This is a genomic window from Paenimyroides marinum (assembly GCF_900108395.1).
Taxonomy (GTDB): domain Bacteria; phylum Bacteroidota; class Bacteroidia; order Flavobacteriales; family Flavobacteriaceae; genus Flavobacterium; species Flavobacterium marinum.
Genome location: NZ_FNXE01000016.1, coordinates 15,948 through 32,941 on the forward strand (window position 1 = coordinate 15,948; position 16,994 = coordinate 32,941).

Sequence of the window (16,994 nt, forward strand, 5' to 3'; positions counted from 1 at the left end):
CAATTGGAAGCGATTGATGTGTATGTAACAATTATATTTTCTCTACTTGTGTGAAGCTTAATTCTAATGGTGTTTTTCTTCCGAAGATCTTTACCATTACTTCAAGCTTGCGTTTGTCTTCGTTCACTTTTTCTATGGTTCCGTTGAAACCATTAAAAGGACCATCAACTACTTTTACTGTTTCTCCAATTTCATAAGGAATTAATCCTGCATCAACTGAAACAGCTAATTCATCTACTTTGCCAAGCATACGGTTTACTTCTGCCTGTCTTAAAGGCACAGGGTCACCGCCACGGGTTTCACCTAAGAAACCAATTACACCTGCAATAGATTTTATTATATGCGGTAATTCGCCGGTTAAGTTTGCTTCTATCATTACATAGCCCGGAAAGTAAATACGTTCTTTTGTAATTTTTTTTCCATCGCGTTGTGAAACTACTTTTTCGGTTGGAACCAAAACTTGCGACAAGTAGTCTTCCATACCCAAGCGTACAATTTCACTTTCTATGTAACCTTTTACTTTGTTTTCTTGCCCGCTTACCGCTCTTACCACATACCATTTTTTCATGTTACTTTCTGCCATCTTCTTTTAAATTTATGAATTTAAAAGGTTGAAGAAACCTGCAAGAGCATCGGCAAACAAAGTATCCACCCCCCATGTAGCTAACGAAAGCACCACGGTAAAGATAGCAACGATAATTGTGTAGCGCTGTACCTCTGCCCATGTTGTCCAAGTAACATTAGATTTTAACTCGGTAAACGCATCTGATATATAATTAACTACTTTTGCCATAAGATTTGTTTTTGCACGGGTGGAGGGATTCGAACCCCCATCAACGGTTTTGGAGACCGCTATTCTACCCTTGAACTACACCCGTATAAAAGCCGGCAGTAACCTGCCGACTTTAATTAATATAATTTAAAACTGAATTAGTCTAAAATTTCAGTTACCTGACCAGCACCTACTGTACGACCACCTTCGCGGATAGCGAAACGTAAACCTACAGATAATGCGATTGGGTTTAACAACTCAACAGTAATAGTTAAGTTATCACCTGGCATAACCATATCAGTACCTTCTGGTAATTGGATTGTTCCAGTTACGTCAGTTGTACGAACGTAGAATTGCGGACGGTAATTATTGTGGAATGGAGTGTGACGTCCACCTTCTTCTTTTTTCAAGATATAAACCTCTGCTTTGAATTTAGCGTGTGGTTTAACTGATCCTGGTTTAATGATAACCATACCACGACGGATATCAGTTTTATCGATACCACGTAACAATAAACCTACGTTATCACCTGCTTCACCACGGTCTAAGATTTTACGGAACATCTCAACCCCTGTAATAGTAGAAGTTAATTTGTCTGCACCCATACCAATGATTTCAACCGGATCACCTGTGTTAGCGATACCTGTTTCGATACGTCCTGTTGCAACTGTACCACGACCTGTAATTGTGAATACGTCTTCAACCGGCATTAAGAAAGGTTTTTCAGTATCACGGATTGGCTCTTCGATCCACTCATCTACCGCAGCCATTAAGTTCATTACTGTTTCAACCCATTTTGGTTCACCGTTTAATGCACCTAAAGCAGATCCTTGGATAACTGGTCCATTATCACCATCATACTCATAGAATGATAATAAGTCACGGATTTCCATTTCAACTAACTCTAATAATTCTGCATCATCAACCATATCAACTTTGTTCATGAATACAACCATACGAGGAATACCAACCTGGCGACCTAATAAGATGTGTTCACGAGTTTGTGGCATTGGACCATCAGTAGCAGCAACTACTAAGATAGCACCATCCATTTGTGCAGCACCAGTAACCATGTTCTTAACGTAATCCGCGTGACCTGGACAGTCAACGTGAGCGTAGTGACGGTTAGCTGTAGCATATTCTACGTGAGATGTATTAATAGTAATACCTCTTTCTTTTTCTTCTGGAGCGTTATCAATTTGGTCAAATGATCTTGCTTCAGATAAACCTGCATCTGATAATACTTTAGTAATAGCAGCTGTCAATGTTGTTTTACCGTGATCAACGTGTCCGATAGTACCGATGTTTAAATGGGGTTTCGAACGATCAAAACTTTCTTTTGCCATGATTTAATTAATTTAATCTTAGTTATATAATTAGTGTTCAACTTTATTCACCTTTGAGCCAACGACGGGATTTGAACCCGTGACCTCTTCCTTACCAAGGAAGCACTCTACCCCTGAGCTACGCCGGCAAAAAAGAATTTTGTTGTGGGGAGAGCAGGATTCGAACCTGCGAAGGTTTCCCAACGGATTTACAGTCCGTCCTCGTTGGCCGCTTGAGTATCTCCCCTAACCTGTTTTATTTTTACAACTTTGCTTGTTGATGAGCCTTTGGAGGGACTCGAACCCACGACCTGCTGATTACAAATCAGCTGCTCTAGCCAACTGAGCTACAAAGGCATTTAAAAAAGTCCGCTATTTCTAACGGACTGCAAATATATATACTTATTTAAAAAAACAAAAGCTTTTTTTAGTTTTTTTTATTCTTTAATAAGCTTTTATTTTTTCTTTGCGTTTTACTAGTAAACGTTCTAAAGCATCTGCTCCCATATCGGTTGCCTCTTCAAATGACTTAGCTGTTTTTTTAACCACTAAATCATCACCAGGTATCTTTACAATAATATCAACCGACTTGTTTTCTTTGTCGCTTGTATTTTCTGTTCGCAAAGATACATCTATTCCAACAATTTTATCAAAATATTGTTGTAATTTTTCTAAACGACTGTTTATGAAATCTACTAATTTTCTATCAACATTAAAGTTAACTGCCTGAATATTCACTTTCATAAATTTATATTTTTAAAGGGTTCATAAATCTTCTTCTCCGGTATTAAAGCGCGGATGTGCCTTGCCGTACGTTTTTTTCAACTCTGCCAAACTGGTGTGCGTATAAATCTGGGTTGACGAAAGACTTGCATGCCCCAGCAATTCTTTTATCGTATTTAAATTGGCACCTGCGTTTAACATGTGTGTAGCAAACGTGTGACGTAACACATGCGGGCTTTTTTTTCCTTTTGATGTTACACCTCTAAAATAGTTATTTATTAATCTATAAACAAATGTTTGGTTTAATTTTTTACTATTTTTTAACAAAAAGATGTTTTTGTTGTAATCTTCGCCAAATTGATTTTTGCGGTTTTCAAGAAATTCCTTTAAAACAGGCAGCATTGAAGACATAATGGGCACAATACGCTCTTTAGATCTTTTTCCCAAAACTTTAATTTCTTGTTTGTATAAATCGATATCGGTTCGTTTTAAGTTGATCAGTTCGCTTTTACGAATTCCCAACGTATAAAAAAGCAGGATGATGACATAGTTTTGAAATCCAAAATAATCGTCTTCAAAATCAGAACGGTCTATTTTTTTCATTTCATCTTCTGAAAACGGAACCTGCAATACTTTTTTGGTTCGCAACGCCTTGTGTGCCTGTAACGGATAAGACGTGATGGTTTTTGTAATATAAAGAAACTTGAAGTAGCTTTTCAGCGAGGCAATTTTACGGTTTATTGAATTATTGCTCATTTTTTTCGAAGACAAGTCCACCATCCAGTTACGAACGTGCTGATACGTAATTTTATCGATATCAGTTGTATCTTTTTCGGCAAAGTTCAAAAATGCTTCCACATCTTTTACATACGCGTTTACGGTGTGCAGCGAAAAATGTTTTTCTTTTAAAAGGTAGTCGTAATATGATTGTAAAAATTTCTCCATAAAAAAATCGCTAACCAAAGTTACCTTTAATTAGCGATTTTAAAAATATTATTTCAAAAACTTATTAGATTTCTACTGCATCTCTTAAGCCTTGTACATATTGTGCTTTTTGCAATTGAGCTCGTTTTGTTACAGAAGGTTTCGTAAAGTTTTTACGAGATCTTAATGCACGTAACGTTCCTGTTTTGTCAAATTTTCTTTTGTAACGTTTTAACGCTCTATCAATATTTTCTCCGTCTTTAATTGGAATGATCAACATAATTTATACACCTCCTTTCATTATGGGTGCAAATGTAGGGATATTTTTTTGAATAAATTAGAAAAAAAACTAATATATTTTATTTCATATATGAACTATCACTTAATCGCTTAATGATCCTTTTACCTTTATTTGTTTGATAAAGAAAAGAAACACCTCCACTTATCCCATATAAATCAACTTTATTAAGGATATCAATATCAAAACGTAACCACATAGCATTAAATATACTTAAGGTATCTCCATGAGAAACAATAATTATATTTTCATCATCATTATTGATTAATTCTTCATAAAAAGGTAATAACCTTTCCCAAACATCATTTCTTGATTCTGCATCGCTAAAACACTTATCAAAAACTGTCAATTCTTCTTTTTCAATATTTTCTTTTAACCATTGCACAGATTTTCCAACTGCTCTTCCAAGACCTCTTTCTTTCAATACATCCACAAACAGTGGCTTTATATTTAGCTCTTCCCCAACAATTTCAGCCGTCTGTCTCGTCCTTAAAAGATTAGAAGAATAGAGAGAAAAATTATTTTCTTTAACTTCTATCTTTAAATTACGCGCTATATTTTTTGCTTGTCGCTTTCCTTCTTCAGATAATTCCCAATCTGTCCATGATCCAATCATTCCATTTGTATGATGAATAGATTCAGGATGTTGTATTGTGATGATATTTTTGTTCTTAAACATTACTTCATATTTTTGAGATTATTACTAATTTAAGTTTAAAATAACCTAAACTAAAAAACAAACTAGCTAAACAAAAAAGGAAAAACCACTACAGTCTTTCCTTTTTTATCTATTTTCTATCTTCTAAAAAATTAGTCTTTTAAAAGATTTCTTGAAATTACTAATTTTTGAATTTCGGTTGTTCCTTCACCAATGGTGCACAATTTAGAATCGCGGAAGAACTTCTCTACCGGGAAATCTTTGGTATAACCATAACCGCCGTGAATCTGGATTGCTTCTGTTGCTACTTTCACACACACTTCAGAGGCATACATTTTTGCCATTGCACCGGCAGTTGTCATTGGTTTGTTGTTATTTTTTAAATAAGCTGCTTTGTGCAACAACAACTCTGAGCATTCAATTTCGGTAGCCATATCTGCCAATTTAAAGCCTATTGCCTGAAATTGCGAAATAGGTTTACCAAACTGTATGCGCTCTTTAGAATATTTCAACGCCGCTTCGTAAGCTCCTTTAGCAATACCCAACGATAAAGCTCCGATAGAAATGCGTCCGCCGTCTAAAATTTTCATTGCCTGAATGAATCCTTCACCTACTTCACCTAAACGGTTGGCATCAGAAACACGGCAATTGTCAAAAATCAATTCTGCTGTTTCAGAAGCACGCATTCCCAATTTATTTTCTTTTTTACCTGATGAAAATCCCGGTGTTCCTTTTTCAATTACAAAAGCAGTCATTCCGCGAGAATCGCCTTTTTCGCCTGTACGAACAATTACAACGGCAACATCACCGGAAATTGCGTGCGTGATAAAGTTTTTAGCTCCGTTAATCACCCATTCGTCACCGTCTTTTACGGCTGTGGTAGCCATTCCACCTGCATCGGATCCGGTGTTATGTTCGGTTAGTCCCCAAGCACCGATCCACTCGCCGGTTGCTAATTTCGGAATCCATTTTTTCTTTTGTTCATCGTTTGCAAACGTTAAAATATGATTGGTACACAACGAATTGTGAGCTGCTACCGATAAACCAATAGAAGAATCTACTTTTGAGATTTCTTCTACAACAGTGATATATTCGTGGTATCCTAAACCAGATCCGCCTAATTCTTCGGGAACCAACACCCCCATATATCCCATTTCTCCCAATTTTTTAAATAATTCTACAGGAAAAATCTGCTCTTCGTCCCATTTCATGATATTTGGACGGATTTCTTTTTCTGCAAAATCTTTGATTGATTGTGCAATCATTGCTTGGGTTTCATTATACTCAAAATTCATTTTTAAACTTGTTATTGTTATTGTTTTTGCTTATTTTTCTAAAAATTCAAATATAACCTAATTATCTGTAATTTGTCAAGCGGAAAATTATTAATTTTTTCTAAATCTTCAATTTTTAATGGTTGATCGCTTTTACTTCTTAAAAGTACAATCTGCCGTGCGATGTATGGGCTAATGTATGGAATTTCAGCTAATTCTTCTTTACTTGCATTGTTGACATTTACTTTTTGTATTGCCTGTTTGTTAACAAAAGTATTTTGCTTTAAAACATTTACCGCTTCGGGACGCAACCCTTTTATGAAATTGATCTGATCTGTAGAAACAAACCCGTTGAGCCGCTCGCGTTCACTGATTACCGCGTTTGCATAATATTCGCCAATGCCTTTTATAGCGATTAATTGTTGGACTGTAGCTTTGTTTAAATCAATTTTTGTGACAGAAACGTTGGTTTGATTTTGAGACGATGGTCGGTTTTGGGTTTGTGTCCAATCCGGAAATTTAAAGTAAGGTGCATTTTTATTGAGCCACTCTGTTGAGACACCTGTTACTTTTTGAAATTCTGCTGCCGAATTAACGTATTTTCCTGACGCCCGAAAAGCGACTAATTTATCAATTTCTTCAGTAGTCATTCCTAATTTGAACCCTTTGGCATCGGTTATAAAATTGGGATTGAACGGCTGGGTTTCATAACTTTTCAACAACGCTTGTTTCTGACGATCAATCTGTAACTGTACTTCTTCATCGATTTCATAATTTGCCATTTCCTTTCCGTTATCTGTATTCTTAACAAAAAACAAGATCAATTGCAGAAGAACAATCAATAGTATTAAAGCGATAATGCCCGCACGCTGTTTTCTGGTAAAATAAGGTAACTGCACGTTCATTTGTTCATTAATTTTATACCGATTTCACAATTTAAACACCGTCTTACATCACAATAATTCTTTTTTAGAAACAATACCGACTGGCTGTCAAGTGACGACGACAAAGGCACCTGGAGTTTTTTAAACATATCGGTAATACTGTTTTGTTCCGGTTTTATCGATTGATAATGCTGTAAAATTTCATCTACCACATCGTTGCCCAACTGCTGATGATAAACGTACTGAAAAGGCAAAATGGTATTAATCAGCAACAAATTATAAAACGATGCTGTGATTGACTTTTTACGGAGCTTATGCTCTTTCCCAAAAACGTAATGCGTTTGCCAGTAATTAGAAACTACGGCGCCCAACAACTGATTATTTACACATAAACTTTCTGGATGTCTTACCAAATCAAACATAAAAGGCTGTTGATTTACAAACGAAACAAACTGCATTAAACGAATTGTTGGAAAATTATCCGGACGTAATTTATAGAATGTTGGTGCAGTAGCAACTTGCGTTAAACTATATTTCTGTTTTAAATAAGCATAGGTTTTTTGCAGTGTCCTAAAATAATAATCTTCTGTTTCTGCGGTTAACAGGTTGGCAGTTCCTAAAAACAATGCTTCCAGATGCTGCTCGTTCGTCCGCTCTTTTTTAACGATATTTAGAGGTAGCTTTTTTGCGATTTCATAAAAGAAAGCCCCGTTAATATTCAGACCAAAATTTCGTAAAAGCATCCGGTAGAATGATTCTTCCCAATTGTTATTGGTTTGTTTTAATTCCTGAACAATGCGGTTTGTAAACTGTTCTAATCGTTCAATCATTAATTTTTCTTTCCACAACAACCAATCAAACGAATTAAAATGATTGATGTAATCTTCGCAAAAAATATATTTGGGTTTCTTTTTAAACTGATGGTACGCATTAAAAACATTTTCGGCAACGTAATCTTTTAAAACAAGCGTGGGAATTTCGGTTCCGTTTGCTCTTAAAACCGATAAATCATTATTCCAAACCACATGTAAAATAACGTTTTCGTAAGCCGGATCAATCTCGTGATGATGTGCATACCAATCTGAAGCGTTGACGTGTATTTCTACATTGCCCGCCCAAAGTTGCTTATCGATATACATTCGGGCATTAAAAAAATCGGGACCGTGGGTTCCTAAAAAGAGTCCAAAATCTTTTATTACAATTTCATTGCCCTGAACTGTTTTAAGGGGAGTATTATTAAGCTTTTTAAATCTCCATACATAATGTAAAAAATCTTCTTTCATAATAAAAAAGCTTTCTATAAATTTAAATTGAAAATTTTAAATATCCTAATTATCAGTACATTTGTGTAAATTTTGTTATATGAAAAAGGTTATTTTTTTGTTTTGCTTATTTAGCTTTTCTTGCTTTTCGCAAGAAGAAAAGCACCCGATAGACGATGCTATGAATCGGTGTTTAAATGATGCCATAACAACTGCAGAACAACGAAATTGCGTGAAAGAAGCCTACGAAAAATGGGATATTTTATTAAATGAAAGTTACCGTCAATTTCTAAACAAGTTATCCAAAAATGAAAAAGAATTATTAGTTACCGCTCAACGTAACTGGATAAAATTTCGGGATGCAGAATTCGCGTTTATTAACTTGTATTACTACCAACAAGAAAAAGGAACACTTTTCTTTGTGATGGGTGATTTCAGAAAGATGGAAATGGTCAAAAAACGAGCACTCGAAATTCAGGAGTATATACAGTCGCTTGAGAATTAAGATATAAATGAAAAATCCCCGAAGGTCAGCTTTCGGGGATTTTGGTTATTTAATTGAATTAATGATGTCGTATTTAGTAATGATGTGGAATTTTCCATTTTCCAGATCCACTAAAACCGCATTGTTTTCTTTAGTAATCAGTTTAGAAACTTCGGCTACTTTTGTCTTTCTGTTTACCACCGGATAAGGTTTCCCCATGACTTCGCGAATAGGTTTTTCGGCAATATTTGCATCAACCATATAAGCTGCAAACAAATCGCTATCTTCTACCGATCCGGCAAAACCATCTTTATCAATTACAGGAATCTGTGATATTTTATATTTTCTGATACGTTCTAAAGCGTGCGAAACCAATTCTTCGGTACGGACAGTTACCAATGGTTTATCGATATGATTTTTAATTAAATCTGCGGCAGTAACTACTTCATCTTCTAAATATCCGCGTTCGCGCATCCAGTCATCGTTGAAGATTTTACCGATGTAACGAGAACCAGAATCGTGAAACAATACCACAACTACATCGTCCGGCTTTAACTCACCTTTCATTTGCAACAAACCTTTAATGGCTGATCCTGATGACATGCCCACAAAAAGACCTTCTTCTAATGCCAGTTTTCTACAATAAACCGCCGCATCTTTATCGGTAACTTTTGTAAAATGATCGATGATAGAAAAATCAACATTTTTTGGAAGAATATCTTCTCCGATGCCTTCGGTTACATACGAATAAACTTCGTTTTCATCAAAAATTCCGGTTTCGTGGTATTTTTTAAAAACAGATCCATACGTATCAACTCCCCAAATTTTCACATCTGGATTTTGTTCTTTCAGATATTTCCCAATACCTGAAATGGTTCCGCCCGTTCCTACACCAACAATAAAATGTGTCACTTTACCATCGGTTTGATTCCAGATTTCAGGTCCGGTTTGCAAATAATTAGCTTTTGTATTTGACGGATTATCATATTGATTTACGTACCATGAATTAGGCGTTTCTTCTGCCAATCGTTTTGAAACAGAGTAATAAGAACGTGGATCTTCAGGTTCTACATCGGTGGGACAAACAACCACTTTCGCACCAACAGCACGTAAGATATCCATTTTTTCCTTAGATTGTTTATCAGTAATTACGCAAATCAACTTGTATCCTTTTACAATGGCTGCCAACGCCAATCCCATTCCGGTATTTCCTGAAGTACCTTCGATGATGGTTCCACCTGGTTTTAACCGTCCGTCTGCTTCAGCATCTTCTACCATTTGCAATGCCATACGGTCTTTACACGAATGCCCCGGATTAAAATATTCTACCTTTGCAAAAACTTTACAAGGCAAATCTTTTACAATATGGTTTAACTGCACCAAAGGTGTATTGCCAATGGTTTCTAATATATTTTTTGCGTAATTCATTATTGATAAATTTCTACAAAGATACAATATGCTTTTTAGAAAAGAAAAAAGTTGTATTGCTACAACTTTAATTAAAGAAATTCCATTTCATACCTAATCTAAATGTTAAATCGCGGTACGGATAGGTTGGTGTATTGTAATAATTATATCCGGTTAGCATAGCATTAAAATGATCTACATTGATGTAAATCTGTGCGGTTTTAATTTTAGCATTCAGAAAAAAATCAAACATTGGGAAATTACCAATTTTTATCTGATCCTGCACCACAAAATCGCCCAACACCGGATGGTATTCATTGGCATAGTATTTTGTAAAGTAATTAAAAGTGATTCCCATTTGAAAAAACAGTGCTTTTTTAAAAGCATAGTCTTGAAAATAAATGGTATTTCTGGTTACAATTTGCGGTACGTTTAAAATATCATCATCCTGTATCACCTGCTGAAACATTACCGTATTATCAAATCCCCACTTGTTAAACAGAAATTCTTTTTGAGCCTTAAGCATAAAGTAATTAATTGCCTTACCGTACTGTTTCGGACTTACCAGTAATTGGACGTATCTGCCATTTTCATTCAACGCAGTAGCGTCGTTACTAAAATATAATTTATCTGTAATGATTTGATAGGTTCCTTCTAAATTAATGAAAGGAGAGGCAATTCGGGCATTCAACGTACTGTATTTTTCGTTTGAAAAATCGTTTTGCCAGTTTAATTTGATAAATCCACTTTGAAACAACTGGTAGGTATAATCAGGAATTCTGCTTTCTAAACGGTAAGTAGCTTCAATTCCGTAAGATTCATTCAGGTTAAATGCGGCATTGATTTTTAAATCGGTTAATGGTTTCCCTACAACCGATTGTTTAAACGATGCATCGGCAACTACATTTTTCTTACTCAGCACATACGATCCGCCCAATGTAACAATATCATCTTTTAACCGGTTGGCAATGCGGTTATTTTCTTCATCAAAAACTATTGATTGGTATCTGTGATTAAAATTATATACACCGACGCCTACAGCAAACAGACCAATTTTCTCTGAGTCAAAAGCTAAATCAAAGTTATTTTCAACACGTGTATGACGTACTTTATCGTGAATTCCTGTTGAAAATGCATTACCAAAATAAGGTATATTAAGATTACGAGGGTTTGAATTAGTTGATTTATATAAATTTGAAAAATATTCATAGACCAACTGGTGACGTATTAATGCTTTGTTATTTTCTGACTTATTAAACTGAAAACTGTGATCGAAATACCCTCTTAATCCTTTAAATAAGGTGCTTGATTCTGCATAAGGATAAGCAAAATACACATTTACATTCTCTCTATTATTATAAGGTTCATTGGAACTCTCAAACTCACGGATATTCATCATTCCCGCGTTTTCTTCATTATAAATATCCTGGAAAGTAATGTGGTTTTTAAACTGATATCTTTTATTTTTCGTAAAATAACTTGAACCTATTCTAAAATTTCCGTTTGATGTTAGCTGATTCGCATATTTTCCTTGCGAACGCAATCCGCGATAGCCAACAAATACATTGAATCGTTCAGAGGTATTTATAGCTATCAGCGCATCTAAATTTTGTCCTTTACCGGTAACACTTCGGTACATTAATTCAGTAGCAGGTGTGGGCACGTTGTAATAACTGATGTCTTCTTTGTTTAAATACGAGAACCGGCGTGCGTTGAAACCAACGCTAATAATATTATTTACCTGAAGAAAATTAGGATCTAACGATTGAAAGGTCTGTCCGTCGTTATTAAACTGTAATAATCCAAAAATATCTTTACGCAGATAATTAAAGCTGTATTGCTTTTTAATCGTAAGAATCGTGTCGAACAAAGTACTTCCGGTTAGCTCATTATATATTTTGTAAGCAGAGATTGGTGCAACCGTATCACCTGCTTTTGTAATAATTTTTTTTACATTAAGTGAATCATTCCCGGACATATCCACAGACGAAAAGCGATCAACAGATTTTATTTCTCCAAGTTTTGAAGAATTTAATGTAGTTCTCAATTTAGTTCTTTCATTGCTTTTCTTAACCTGAGCAAAGCTGCCCATAGAAAAAAGAAAAACAAAAAATAAAATAAAACGCATACAGCCAAATTTTACACAAAAGTACATTTTTTTGACAACTATAACGCATAAAAAAAGAGATGCAAATTGCATCTCTTTTTAATTATATTAATTTACTGATTAATAACCAGGGTTTTGAACCATGTTAGGGTTAGAAACCATCTCAGTACGAGGAATTGGCATTGTTAATTTTGTGCTTGTAGGTTCTAAACTACAAGCGTTAGTAGAGGCGCAATCTTGTGGATCTCTAACAAAACCAGGTGAACCTGCACGAACTCCTAAACGTTTCATATCTAAGTAACGTTGACCTTCAAAAGCAAATTCTACTCTGCGTTCTTCTAAAATTCGTGCAAAAGCAGCTTGTTGTGTAGAAAAATCTGTTGGCATACTAAGAGCTGTACCATCCATATTTAAATTTCTATTAATTCTAATTTCTTTAATAATAGATTCTACTCCCGCAAGATCTCCTTCAAAGGCACGTTTTTCAGCTAATGCTAACAACATATCCGTATAACGGAACATCCAAATACTCGCCGCTAATGGTCTGTTTTGTATTGCCGTTCCATCATATTTACCAACATATAAAACATCATTACTTCTATATGCTTCTTGAGACAATGACGCATAATTAGGATCAACTATAGAACCTGTTAAAACAGAGATAGTATATCTCACATCATACCGATCATACGTATTAATAATAATAGGTTTACCCGTTTGTGGATTTATTACCAGGCTTCCATCCGAATTCAGTTCAAAATCATGATAAGGTTCTCCTTGTTGAGAAGGATCCAACTTATCTAATTCATTGTATAATGAACGCCCAATTTCCATATAAGGAGCTGTCCCCACTTGAGTTGGATACCATGCTGATGCAACACCAAACTGTGTATTCGCTCCATCTGTAGAAACCCTGTCGATTTTAAAGATTCCTTCGTTAAAATCAGCTGACGAAGCACTTTGTCCAAACATTGATAAATAAGTACCAGGATCGGCAATTGATCTTACATTTTTTATTCTATTAAAAGCCTCTTCTAACTTATTATAAGCATCTGGAGTTTGCAACATAGAATACATTTTTACTAAAATAGCATCCATCATTTCAGCTGATGCATAACCAGAACCTGCCATTTGACCTCCCGGATCTAAAGGTCCTGGTGTTCCATCTGGATTTTCTACCAACTTCTTGGCTGTTTCAATATCCTCTTCAATAAATTCTACAATTTCTGCAACTGTCGCTCTACTTTCGTGTCTGCTATAATCATCAGTTTGTTTAAAATCAAATTTAATTACCGACAAACCATTAGGGTCAGTATAATCAGGAGTAAAGTACGCAAACAACTTGTAATGGCAATACGCTCTTAGAGCGTGTGCATTGGCTTTTTGTACTTTCAAAGCTGTTTCATCAGCATCTTGTTCCAATAATAACTCGTCTATACGCACCAATATTCTATTTAAACGGTTTACCACTCCGTAGTATCTTCCCCACATAGCTGTTGCGTTGTCATTACCTGCCAACAAGATAAAAGTGTAACTACCGTCGTTAACTCCTTGCCCAGCATTTCCTACCCCAACACCTAATTCATCGGTAAAATAAGAATCAAAGGCTATTTCTTGCTCTGCCGGAAACAAACTATATACATAACGTATTCCTTTACCTATATCATCTGCCGTTTTAAAAGCATCTGTTTCTTCTGTAACATAACCGGCTTGTTCTATATCGTAAGCATCTGAACATCCGATTAAGATCACTGACGCAAACAATGCACTTAAAAATATTTTTTTCATAATCTCTTAACTTTAAAATTGAACTTCTACACCTACCGAAACTGTTCTTGGTGTTGGATATTGACCGTAGTCAATAGATCTGCTGCTTTCAGCATCCCAACCTCTCCATTTAGTCCAAGTATATAAATTTTCAGCTTGCGCATACACTCTTAAGCCTGACAACTTCATAAAGTCGATGTCTTTTTGATTAAAATTATATCCTAAAGTAAGATATCTTAATCTTAGATAAGACGCATCTTGCAAATAAAAAGATGAACCACTTGCATAAGAGAAATTAGAACCTGTTAAGGCAGGAAAACTAGCGTCTCTGTTATCAGGAGTCCAATAATCTCTCATGTCATTAGATAAGTTATTTTGCTTAATAAAAGTTGGTGCTGTAAAGAAATAATAATCGTTATCATATCTCCAAGCATCTAACGCATAAGTAAAATCTGCAGTTAAGAACCATCCTTTATGTGCAAAATCAATACCAAAACCGCCTTGATACACAGGCATTGACGATTTTCCTAACCATTGGTTATCACCATCGTTTGGATTTTCTGTTACGCCACCGTCTTTACTACGGAACATCATATTACCGTTATCAGGGTTGATTCCCAAATATTCAGGCATATAGAATTCATTTACCATACTTCCTTCTCGATAACCTACTAAACTGGTACCGTTCCAGAATTCACCGTTCTCATTAGGTATTTCAATCACTTCGTTTTTATTATAGGCTCCTACAAATCTTAATGACAATGAGGTATTTTCATTGCGGATAATGTCTCCGGTAAGGTTTACTTCAACCCCAGTGTTTCTCATTGTACCAAAGTTTGCATTTAATGAAGACGCACCATTAATAGCCGATAACGGATTATTTAAATATAAATCATCGGTTTGTTTTTGATACACATCAACACTACCTCTTAAACGGTTGTTCCACACTCCGAAATCAACACCAATGTTTGCTTGTGTGATAACCTCCCACTGCAAATTAGGGTTAGGAAGTTGTCCAAGAGACAAACCAGTTTCACCATTATAGCCAACCGCTGATATAAAGCGCGTATCATATAACTGCGCACCACTAAACATTCCTCCTCCAGTAATATCCTGATTCCCTGAAGAACCATAAGATCCTCTTAATTTTAAGTCATTAAACACGGAATTTTCCATAAATTTCTCATTGCTAATATTCCAGCGAGCCGAAACTGACCAGAACGTTCCCCAGCGATTGTCATCGGTAAAACGGAACGAAGCATCACGACGAATAGTAGCATCTAAACCATATCTTCTATCATAATCATAGCTCGCAGTTCCAAAATAAGAAAACAAACCAGCATCAAAACGTGACATACCTGCTGTAGGAGCATATAACTGATAATTTTCCTCACCACCAATCCAACCGGTCATCCCTCCATCAGACCAGAAAATTGGGTCGAAACCTGTTTTTTGCATATTTTTTGATCTTAAATGTGCTTTAAGGTATTCTAAAAACACTCCTGCCGAAACTTTATGCACATCGTTAAATGTATCTTCGTAACGCAAGTTGGTATTGGTATTAAACACCATACGGTCTTCATCAATCGTTGCAACATATCCGCGGTAATCCTGTCCTTGTACTGCAAAAAGATATTCGTTAAATGCATCGTATCTTGTCCAAGAGTTTTGATTAATTGTTTGGTAATCTACACCTGTTTGGTTAGATATTTTAAATTTATCACTTAATTTGTAATTAATGTTACCATTTACTAACAATTTAAACTCATCTTGTCCAAAGCCTGACGTAGCTCTTTTATCCATTAAAAATAATGGCATACCGTTTGAAATTCCTATTCTCTGCGCTAAGTAATCTTGGAATAAATCATACCCGTTGGTATAACTATTAGGGTCTACATAGGGTAATGATTGGAAAGCACCTAAAAAGTAATTTTGGTTTACCCCATTAGTACCTGATGCGTTTTCCATATTTGATCTAGAAAAGTTAGCATTTATTGTGGTGCCGTAAGTTAATTTCTCTGAATTGTTTTTACCGTCTAAGTTTGTTCTAAAACTAAAACGTTTTAAATCGGTTCCTTTCAAAGTTCCTCCGAATTCTGAATATCCCACAGAAGTAAAAGTAGAAAGGTTTTTAGAACCGGCACTAAACATTACGGTATGCGTTTGTGTAAGGGCATCGTTAAAGAATACGTCTGTCCAGTCAGTATTTACACTACGTTGTGCATTAGAAAGATTACCCCCAATACCTGGATAGTCTTGACGGGCTGTACGAACAAAATCATCATAATCGGCTGTATTCATTAGATTATACTGATTTCTTTGAATAGACGAAATCCCGGTTGTTCCAATATATCTAATACTTAAATCAGATTCAAACGAACCGCGCTTAGTGGTAATTACAATTACTCCGTTTGCACCACGGTTACCATAAATAGCCGTAGCTCCGGCATCTTTTAAAATATCAACACGATCGATTTCATTCGGATTTAACGAACGGAAACGGTTAGATGACATTGGAATACCGTCAATGATATACAAAGGCTCTGTATTACCGTTAATAGATCCCAATCCACGAAGAGTTACTCTACTTTCAGCTCCCGGTTGTCCAGAACCTGTCATAATATTCAACCCAGGAACCTGTCCTTGCAGGGTTTGAATAATTGATGCATTTGGACGCCCTTCAATGGTTTTAGAAGTAACTGAAGAAACAGATGTTGTATTTTCTTCTTTTGATACTGTTCTATAAGTATCTACAATTACCTCGGGTATCAACCAAGAATCATCTTCTACTAAAGTTACATTCAAAATACCTGAATCGGTAGCTGTAACTGTTGTGGGTTTAAAACCTTCGTAAACCACTTGGATTTTATCGCCCTTTTTTAAATTTAATGTGTATTTCCCTTCATCATCAGTATCTGTACCTTGATTGGTACCTACCAACATAACAGTAGCGCCAGGGATAGGCTCACCGTCTTGCGTCTTTACAACTCCCGTTACTGGCTTCTGTGCAAAACCAACTTGCACAACTAAAGCGAAGAACAGAGTTAAAATCCAAGTAAACTTTGATCTCATATTAATTTAATTTGAATTAGTTCAAGCACAAAACTAA

15 protein-coding genes and 4 tRNA genes are annotated in these 16,994 nt (G+C 35.6%); 1 reads left to right on the forward strand and 18 read right to left on the reverse strand.

Features of this window, described 5'->3' with window-relative positions:
- Positions 1-31: 31 nt before the first annotated feature.
- The 14 genes from nusG to BLW20_RS06820 all read right to left on the reverse strand — a co-directional run bounded on the left by nusG (position 32) and on the right by BLW20_RS06820 (position 8,141).
- Positions 32-583, reverse strand: a complete 552-nt coding sequence (gene nusG, locus BLW20_RS06755) for a transcription termination/antitermination protein NusG (RefSeq protein WP_091097951.1) — start codon at positions 581-583, stop codon at positions 32-34.
- A 12-nt stretch (positions 584-595) separates the two neighbouring features.
- Positions 596-793 carry a preprotein translocase subunit SecE gene (gene secE / locus BLW20_RS06760; RefSeq protein WP_091097955.1) on the reverse strand — a complete coding sequence of 66 codons (198 nt, stop codon included), beginning with the start codon at positions 791-793 and terminating at the stop codon, positions 596-598.
- A gap of 14 nt (positions 794-807) precedes the next feature.
- Positions 808-878, reverse strand: a tRNA-Trp gene (locus tag BLW20_RS06765).
- A 52-nt stretch (positions 879-930) separates the two neighbouring features.
- Entirely contained in the window at positions 931-2,118 is a 1,188-nt protein-coding gene (gene tuf / locus BLW20_RS06770; protein ID WP_091097959.1) for an elongation factor Tu, read from the reverse strand.
- Between the two features lie 56 nt (positions 2,119-2,174).
- Positions 2,175-2,246: transfer RNA gene (locus BLW20_RS06775), tRNA-Thr, on the reverse strand.
- Between the two features lie 17 nt (positions 2,247-2,263).
- Positions 2,264-2,344: transfer RNA gene (locus BLW20_RS06780), tRNA-Tyr, on the reverse strand.
- Between the two features lie 36 nt (positions 2,345-2,380).
- Positions 2,381-2,454, reverse strand: a tRNA-Thr gene (locus BLW20_RS06785).
- 87 nt (positions 2,455-2,541) lie between these two features.
- Entirely contained in the window at positions 2,542-2,841 is a 300-nt protein-coding gene (gene hpf / locus BLW20_RS06790) for a ribosome hibernation-promoting factor, HPF/YfiA family (RefSeq protein ID WP_091097963.1), read from the reverse strand.
- A 21-nt stretch (positions 2,842-2,862) separates the two neighbouring features.
- The gene (locus BLW20_RS06795; protein ID WP_091097967.1) at positions 2,863-3,765 is read right to left on the reverse strand and encodes a tyrosine-type recombinase/integrase; all 903 of its coding nucleotides are present in this window, start codon (positions 3,763-3,765) and stop codon (positions 2,863-2,865) included.
- 64 nt (positions 3,766-3,829) lie between these two features.
- Positions 3,830-4,024: a 30S ribosomal protein S21 gene (gene rpsU / locus BLW20_RS06800; RefSeq protein WP_091097970.1), complete on the reverse strand. Its 195-nt coding sequence runs from the start codon at positions 4,022-4,024 to the stop codon at positions 3,830-3,832.
- Between the two features lie 79 nt (positions 4,025-4,103).
- A complete protein-coding gene (locus BLW20_RS06805; RefSeq protein WP_091097974.1) occupies positions 4,104-4,721 on the reverse strand; it encodes a histidine phosphatase family protein in 618 nt (205 codons plus the stop codon).
- A 131-nt stretch (positions 4,722-4,852) separates the two neighbouring features.
- Complete coding sequence (locus tag BLW20_RS06810) at positions 4,853-5,995, reverse strand: acyl-CoA dehydrogenase family protein (RefSeq protein WP_091097978.1); 1,143 nt, start codon at positions 5,993-5,995, stop codon at positions 4,853-4,855.
- A gap of 38 nt (positions 5,996-6,033) precedes the next feature.
- The gene (locus BLW20_RS06815; RefSeq protein ID WP_091097982.1) at positions 6,034-6,879 is read right to left on the reverse strand and encodes a ComEA family DNA-binding protein; all 846 of its coding nucleotides are present in this window, start codon (positions 6,877-6,879) and stop codon (positions 6,034-6,036) included.
- Positions 6,876-8,141: a DUF2851 family protein gene (locus BLW20_RS06820; protein WP_091097985.1), complete on the reverse strand. Its 1,266-nt coding sequence runs from the start codon at positions 8,139-8,141 to the stop codon at positions 6,876-6,878. The genes BLW20_RS06815 and BLW20_RS06820 overlap by 4 nt, the downstream gene beginning before the upstream one ends.
- A gap of 79 nt (positions 8,142-8,220) precedes the next feature.
- On the opposite strand from BLW20_RS06820, the gene BLW20_RS06825 reads away from it, so the two are divergent.
- Entirely contained in the window at positions 8,221-8,625 is a 405-nt protein-coding gene (locus tag BLW20_RS06825) for a lysozyme inhibitor LprI family protein (protein ID WP_091097989.1), read from the forward strand.
- 45 nt (positions 8,626-8,670) lie between these two features.
- Here BLW20_RS06825 and BLW20_RS06830 read toward each other — a convergent pair whose 3' ends face one another.
- The 4 genes from BLW20_RS06830 to BLW20_RS06845 form a co-directional block, all read right to left on the reverse strand.
- Positions 8,671-10,032 carry a pyridoxal-phosphate dependent enzyme gene (locus BLW20_RS06830; RefSeq protein ID WP_091097993.1) on the reverse strand — a complete coding sequence of 454 codons (1,362 nt, stop codon included), beginning with the start codon at positions 10,030-10,032 and terminating at the stop codon, positions 8,671-8,673.
- Between the two features lie 67 nt (positions 10,033-10,099).
- Positions 10,100-12,139, reverse strand: coding sequence for a putative porin (locus BLW20_RS06835; protein WP_177165046.1), 2,040 nt, complete (start codon positions 12,137-12,139; stop codon positions 10,100-10,102).
- Positions 12,140-12,238: 99 nt separating this feature from the next.
- A complete protein-coding gene (locus tag BLW20_RS06840; RefSeq protein ID WP_091098000.1) occupies positions 12,239-13,906 on the reverse strand; it encodes a RagB/SusD family nutrient uptake outer membrane protein in 1,668 nt (555 codons plus the stop codon).
- A 12-nt stretch (positions 13,907-13,918) separates the two neighbouring features.
- Entirely contained in the window at positions 13,919-16,957 is a 3,039-nt protein-coding gene (locus BLW20_RS06845) for a SusC/RagA family TonB-linked outer membrane protein (RefSeq protein ID WP_091098003.1), read from the reverse strand.
- Between the last annotated feature and the right edge of the window lie 37 nt (positions 16,958-16,994).

Excerpts from the sequence above, each read along its gene's own strand:
- nusG (WP_091097951.1), bottom strand. The coding sequence starts at position 583 with ATGGCAGAAAGTAACATGAAAAAATGGTATGTGGTAAGAGCGGTAAGC.
- secE (WP_091097955.1), bottom strand. The coding sequence starts at position 793 with ATGGCAAAAGTAGTTAATTATATATCAGATGCGTTTACCGAGTTAAAA.
- tuf (WP_091097959.1), bottom strand. The coding sequence starts at position 2,118 with ATGGCAAAAGAAAGTTTTGATCGTTCGAAACCCCATTTAAACATCGGT.
- hpf (WP_091097963.1), bottom strand. The coding sequence starts at position 2,841 with ATGAAAGTGAATATTCAGGCAGTTAACTTTAATGTTGATAGAAAATTA.
- BLW20_RS06795 (WP_091097967.1), bottom strand. The coding sequence starts at position 3,765 with ATGGAGAAATTTTTACAATCATATTACGACTACCTTTTAAAAGAAAAA.
- rpsU (WP_091097970.1), bottom strand. The coding sequence starts at position 4,024 with ATGTTGATCATTCCAATTAAAGACGGAGAAAATATTGATAGAGCGTTA.
- BLW20_RS06805 (WP_091097974.1), bottom strand. The coding sequence starts at position 4,721 with ATGTTTAAGAACAAAAATATCATCACAATACAACATCCTGAATCTATT.
- BLW20_RS06810 (WP_091097978.1), bottom strand. The coding sequence starts at position 5,995 with ATGAATTTTGAGTATAATGAAACCCAAGCAATGATTGCACAATCAATC.
- BLW20_RS06815 (WP_091097982.1), bottom strand. The coding sequence starts at position 6,879 with ATGAACGTGCAGTTACCTTATTTTACCAGAAAACAGCGTGCGGGCATT.
- BLW20_RS06820 (WP_091097985.1), bottom strand. The coding sequence starts at position 8,141 with ATGAAAGAAGATTTTTTACATTATGTATGGAGATTTAAAAAGCTTAAT.
- BLW20_RS06825 (WP_091097989.1), top strand. The coding sequence starts at position 8,221 with ATGAAAAAGGTTATTTTTTTGTTTTGCTTATTTAGCTTTTCTTGCTTT.
- BLW20_RS06830 (WP_091097993.1), bottom strand. The coding sequence starts at position 10,032 with ATGAATTACGCAAAAAATATATTAGAAACCATTGGCAATACACCTTTG.
- BLW20_RS06835 (WP_177165046.1), bottom strand. The coding sequence starts at position 12,139 with ATGCGTTTTATTTTATTTTTTGTTTTTCTTTTTTCTATGGGCAGCTTT.
- BLW20_RS06840 (WP_091098000.1), bottom strand. The coding sequence starts at position 13,906 with ATGAAAAAAATATTTTTAAGTGCATTGTTTGCGTCAGTGATCTTAATC.
- BLW20_RS06845 (WP_091098003.1), bottom strand. The coding sequence starts at position 16,957 with ATGAGATCAAAGTTTACTTGGATTTTAACTCTGTTCTTCGCTTTAGTT.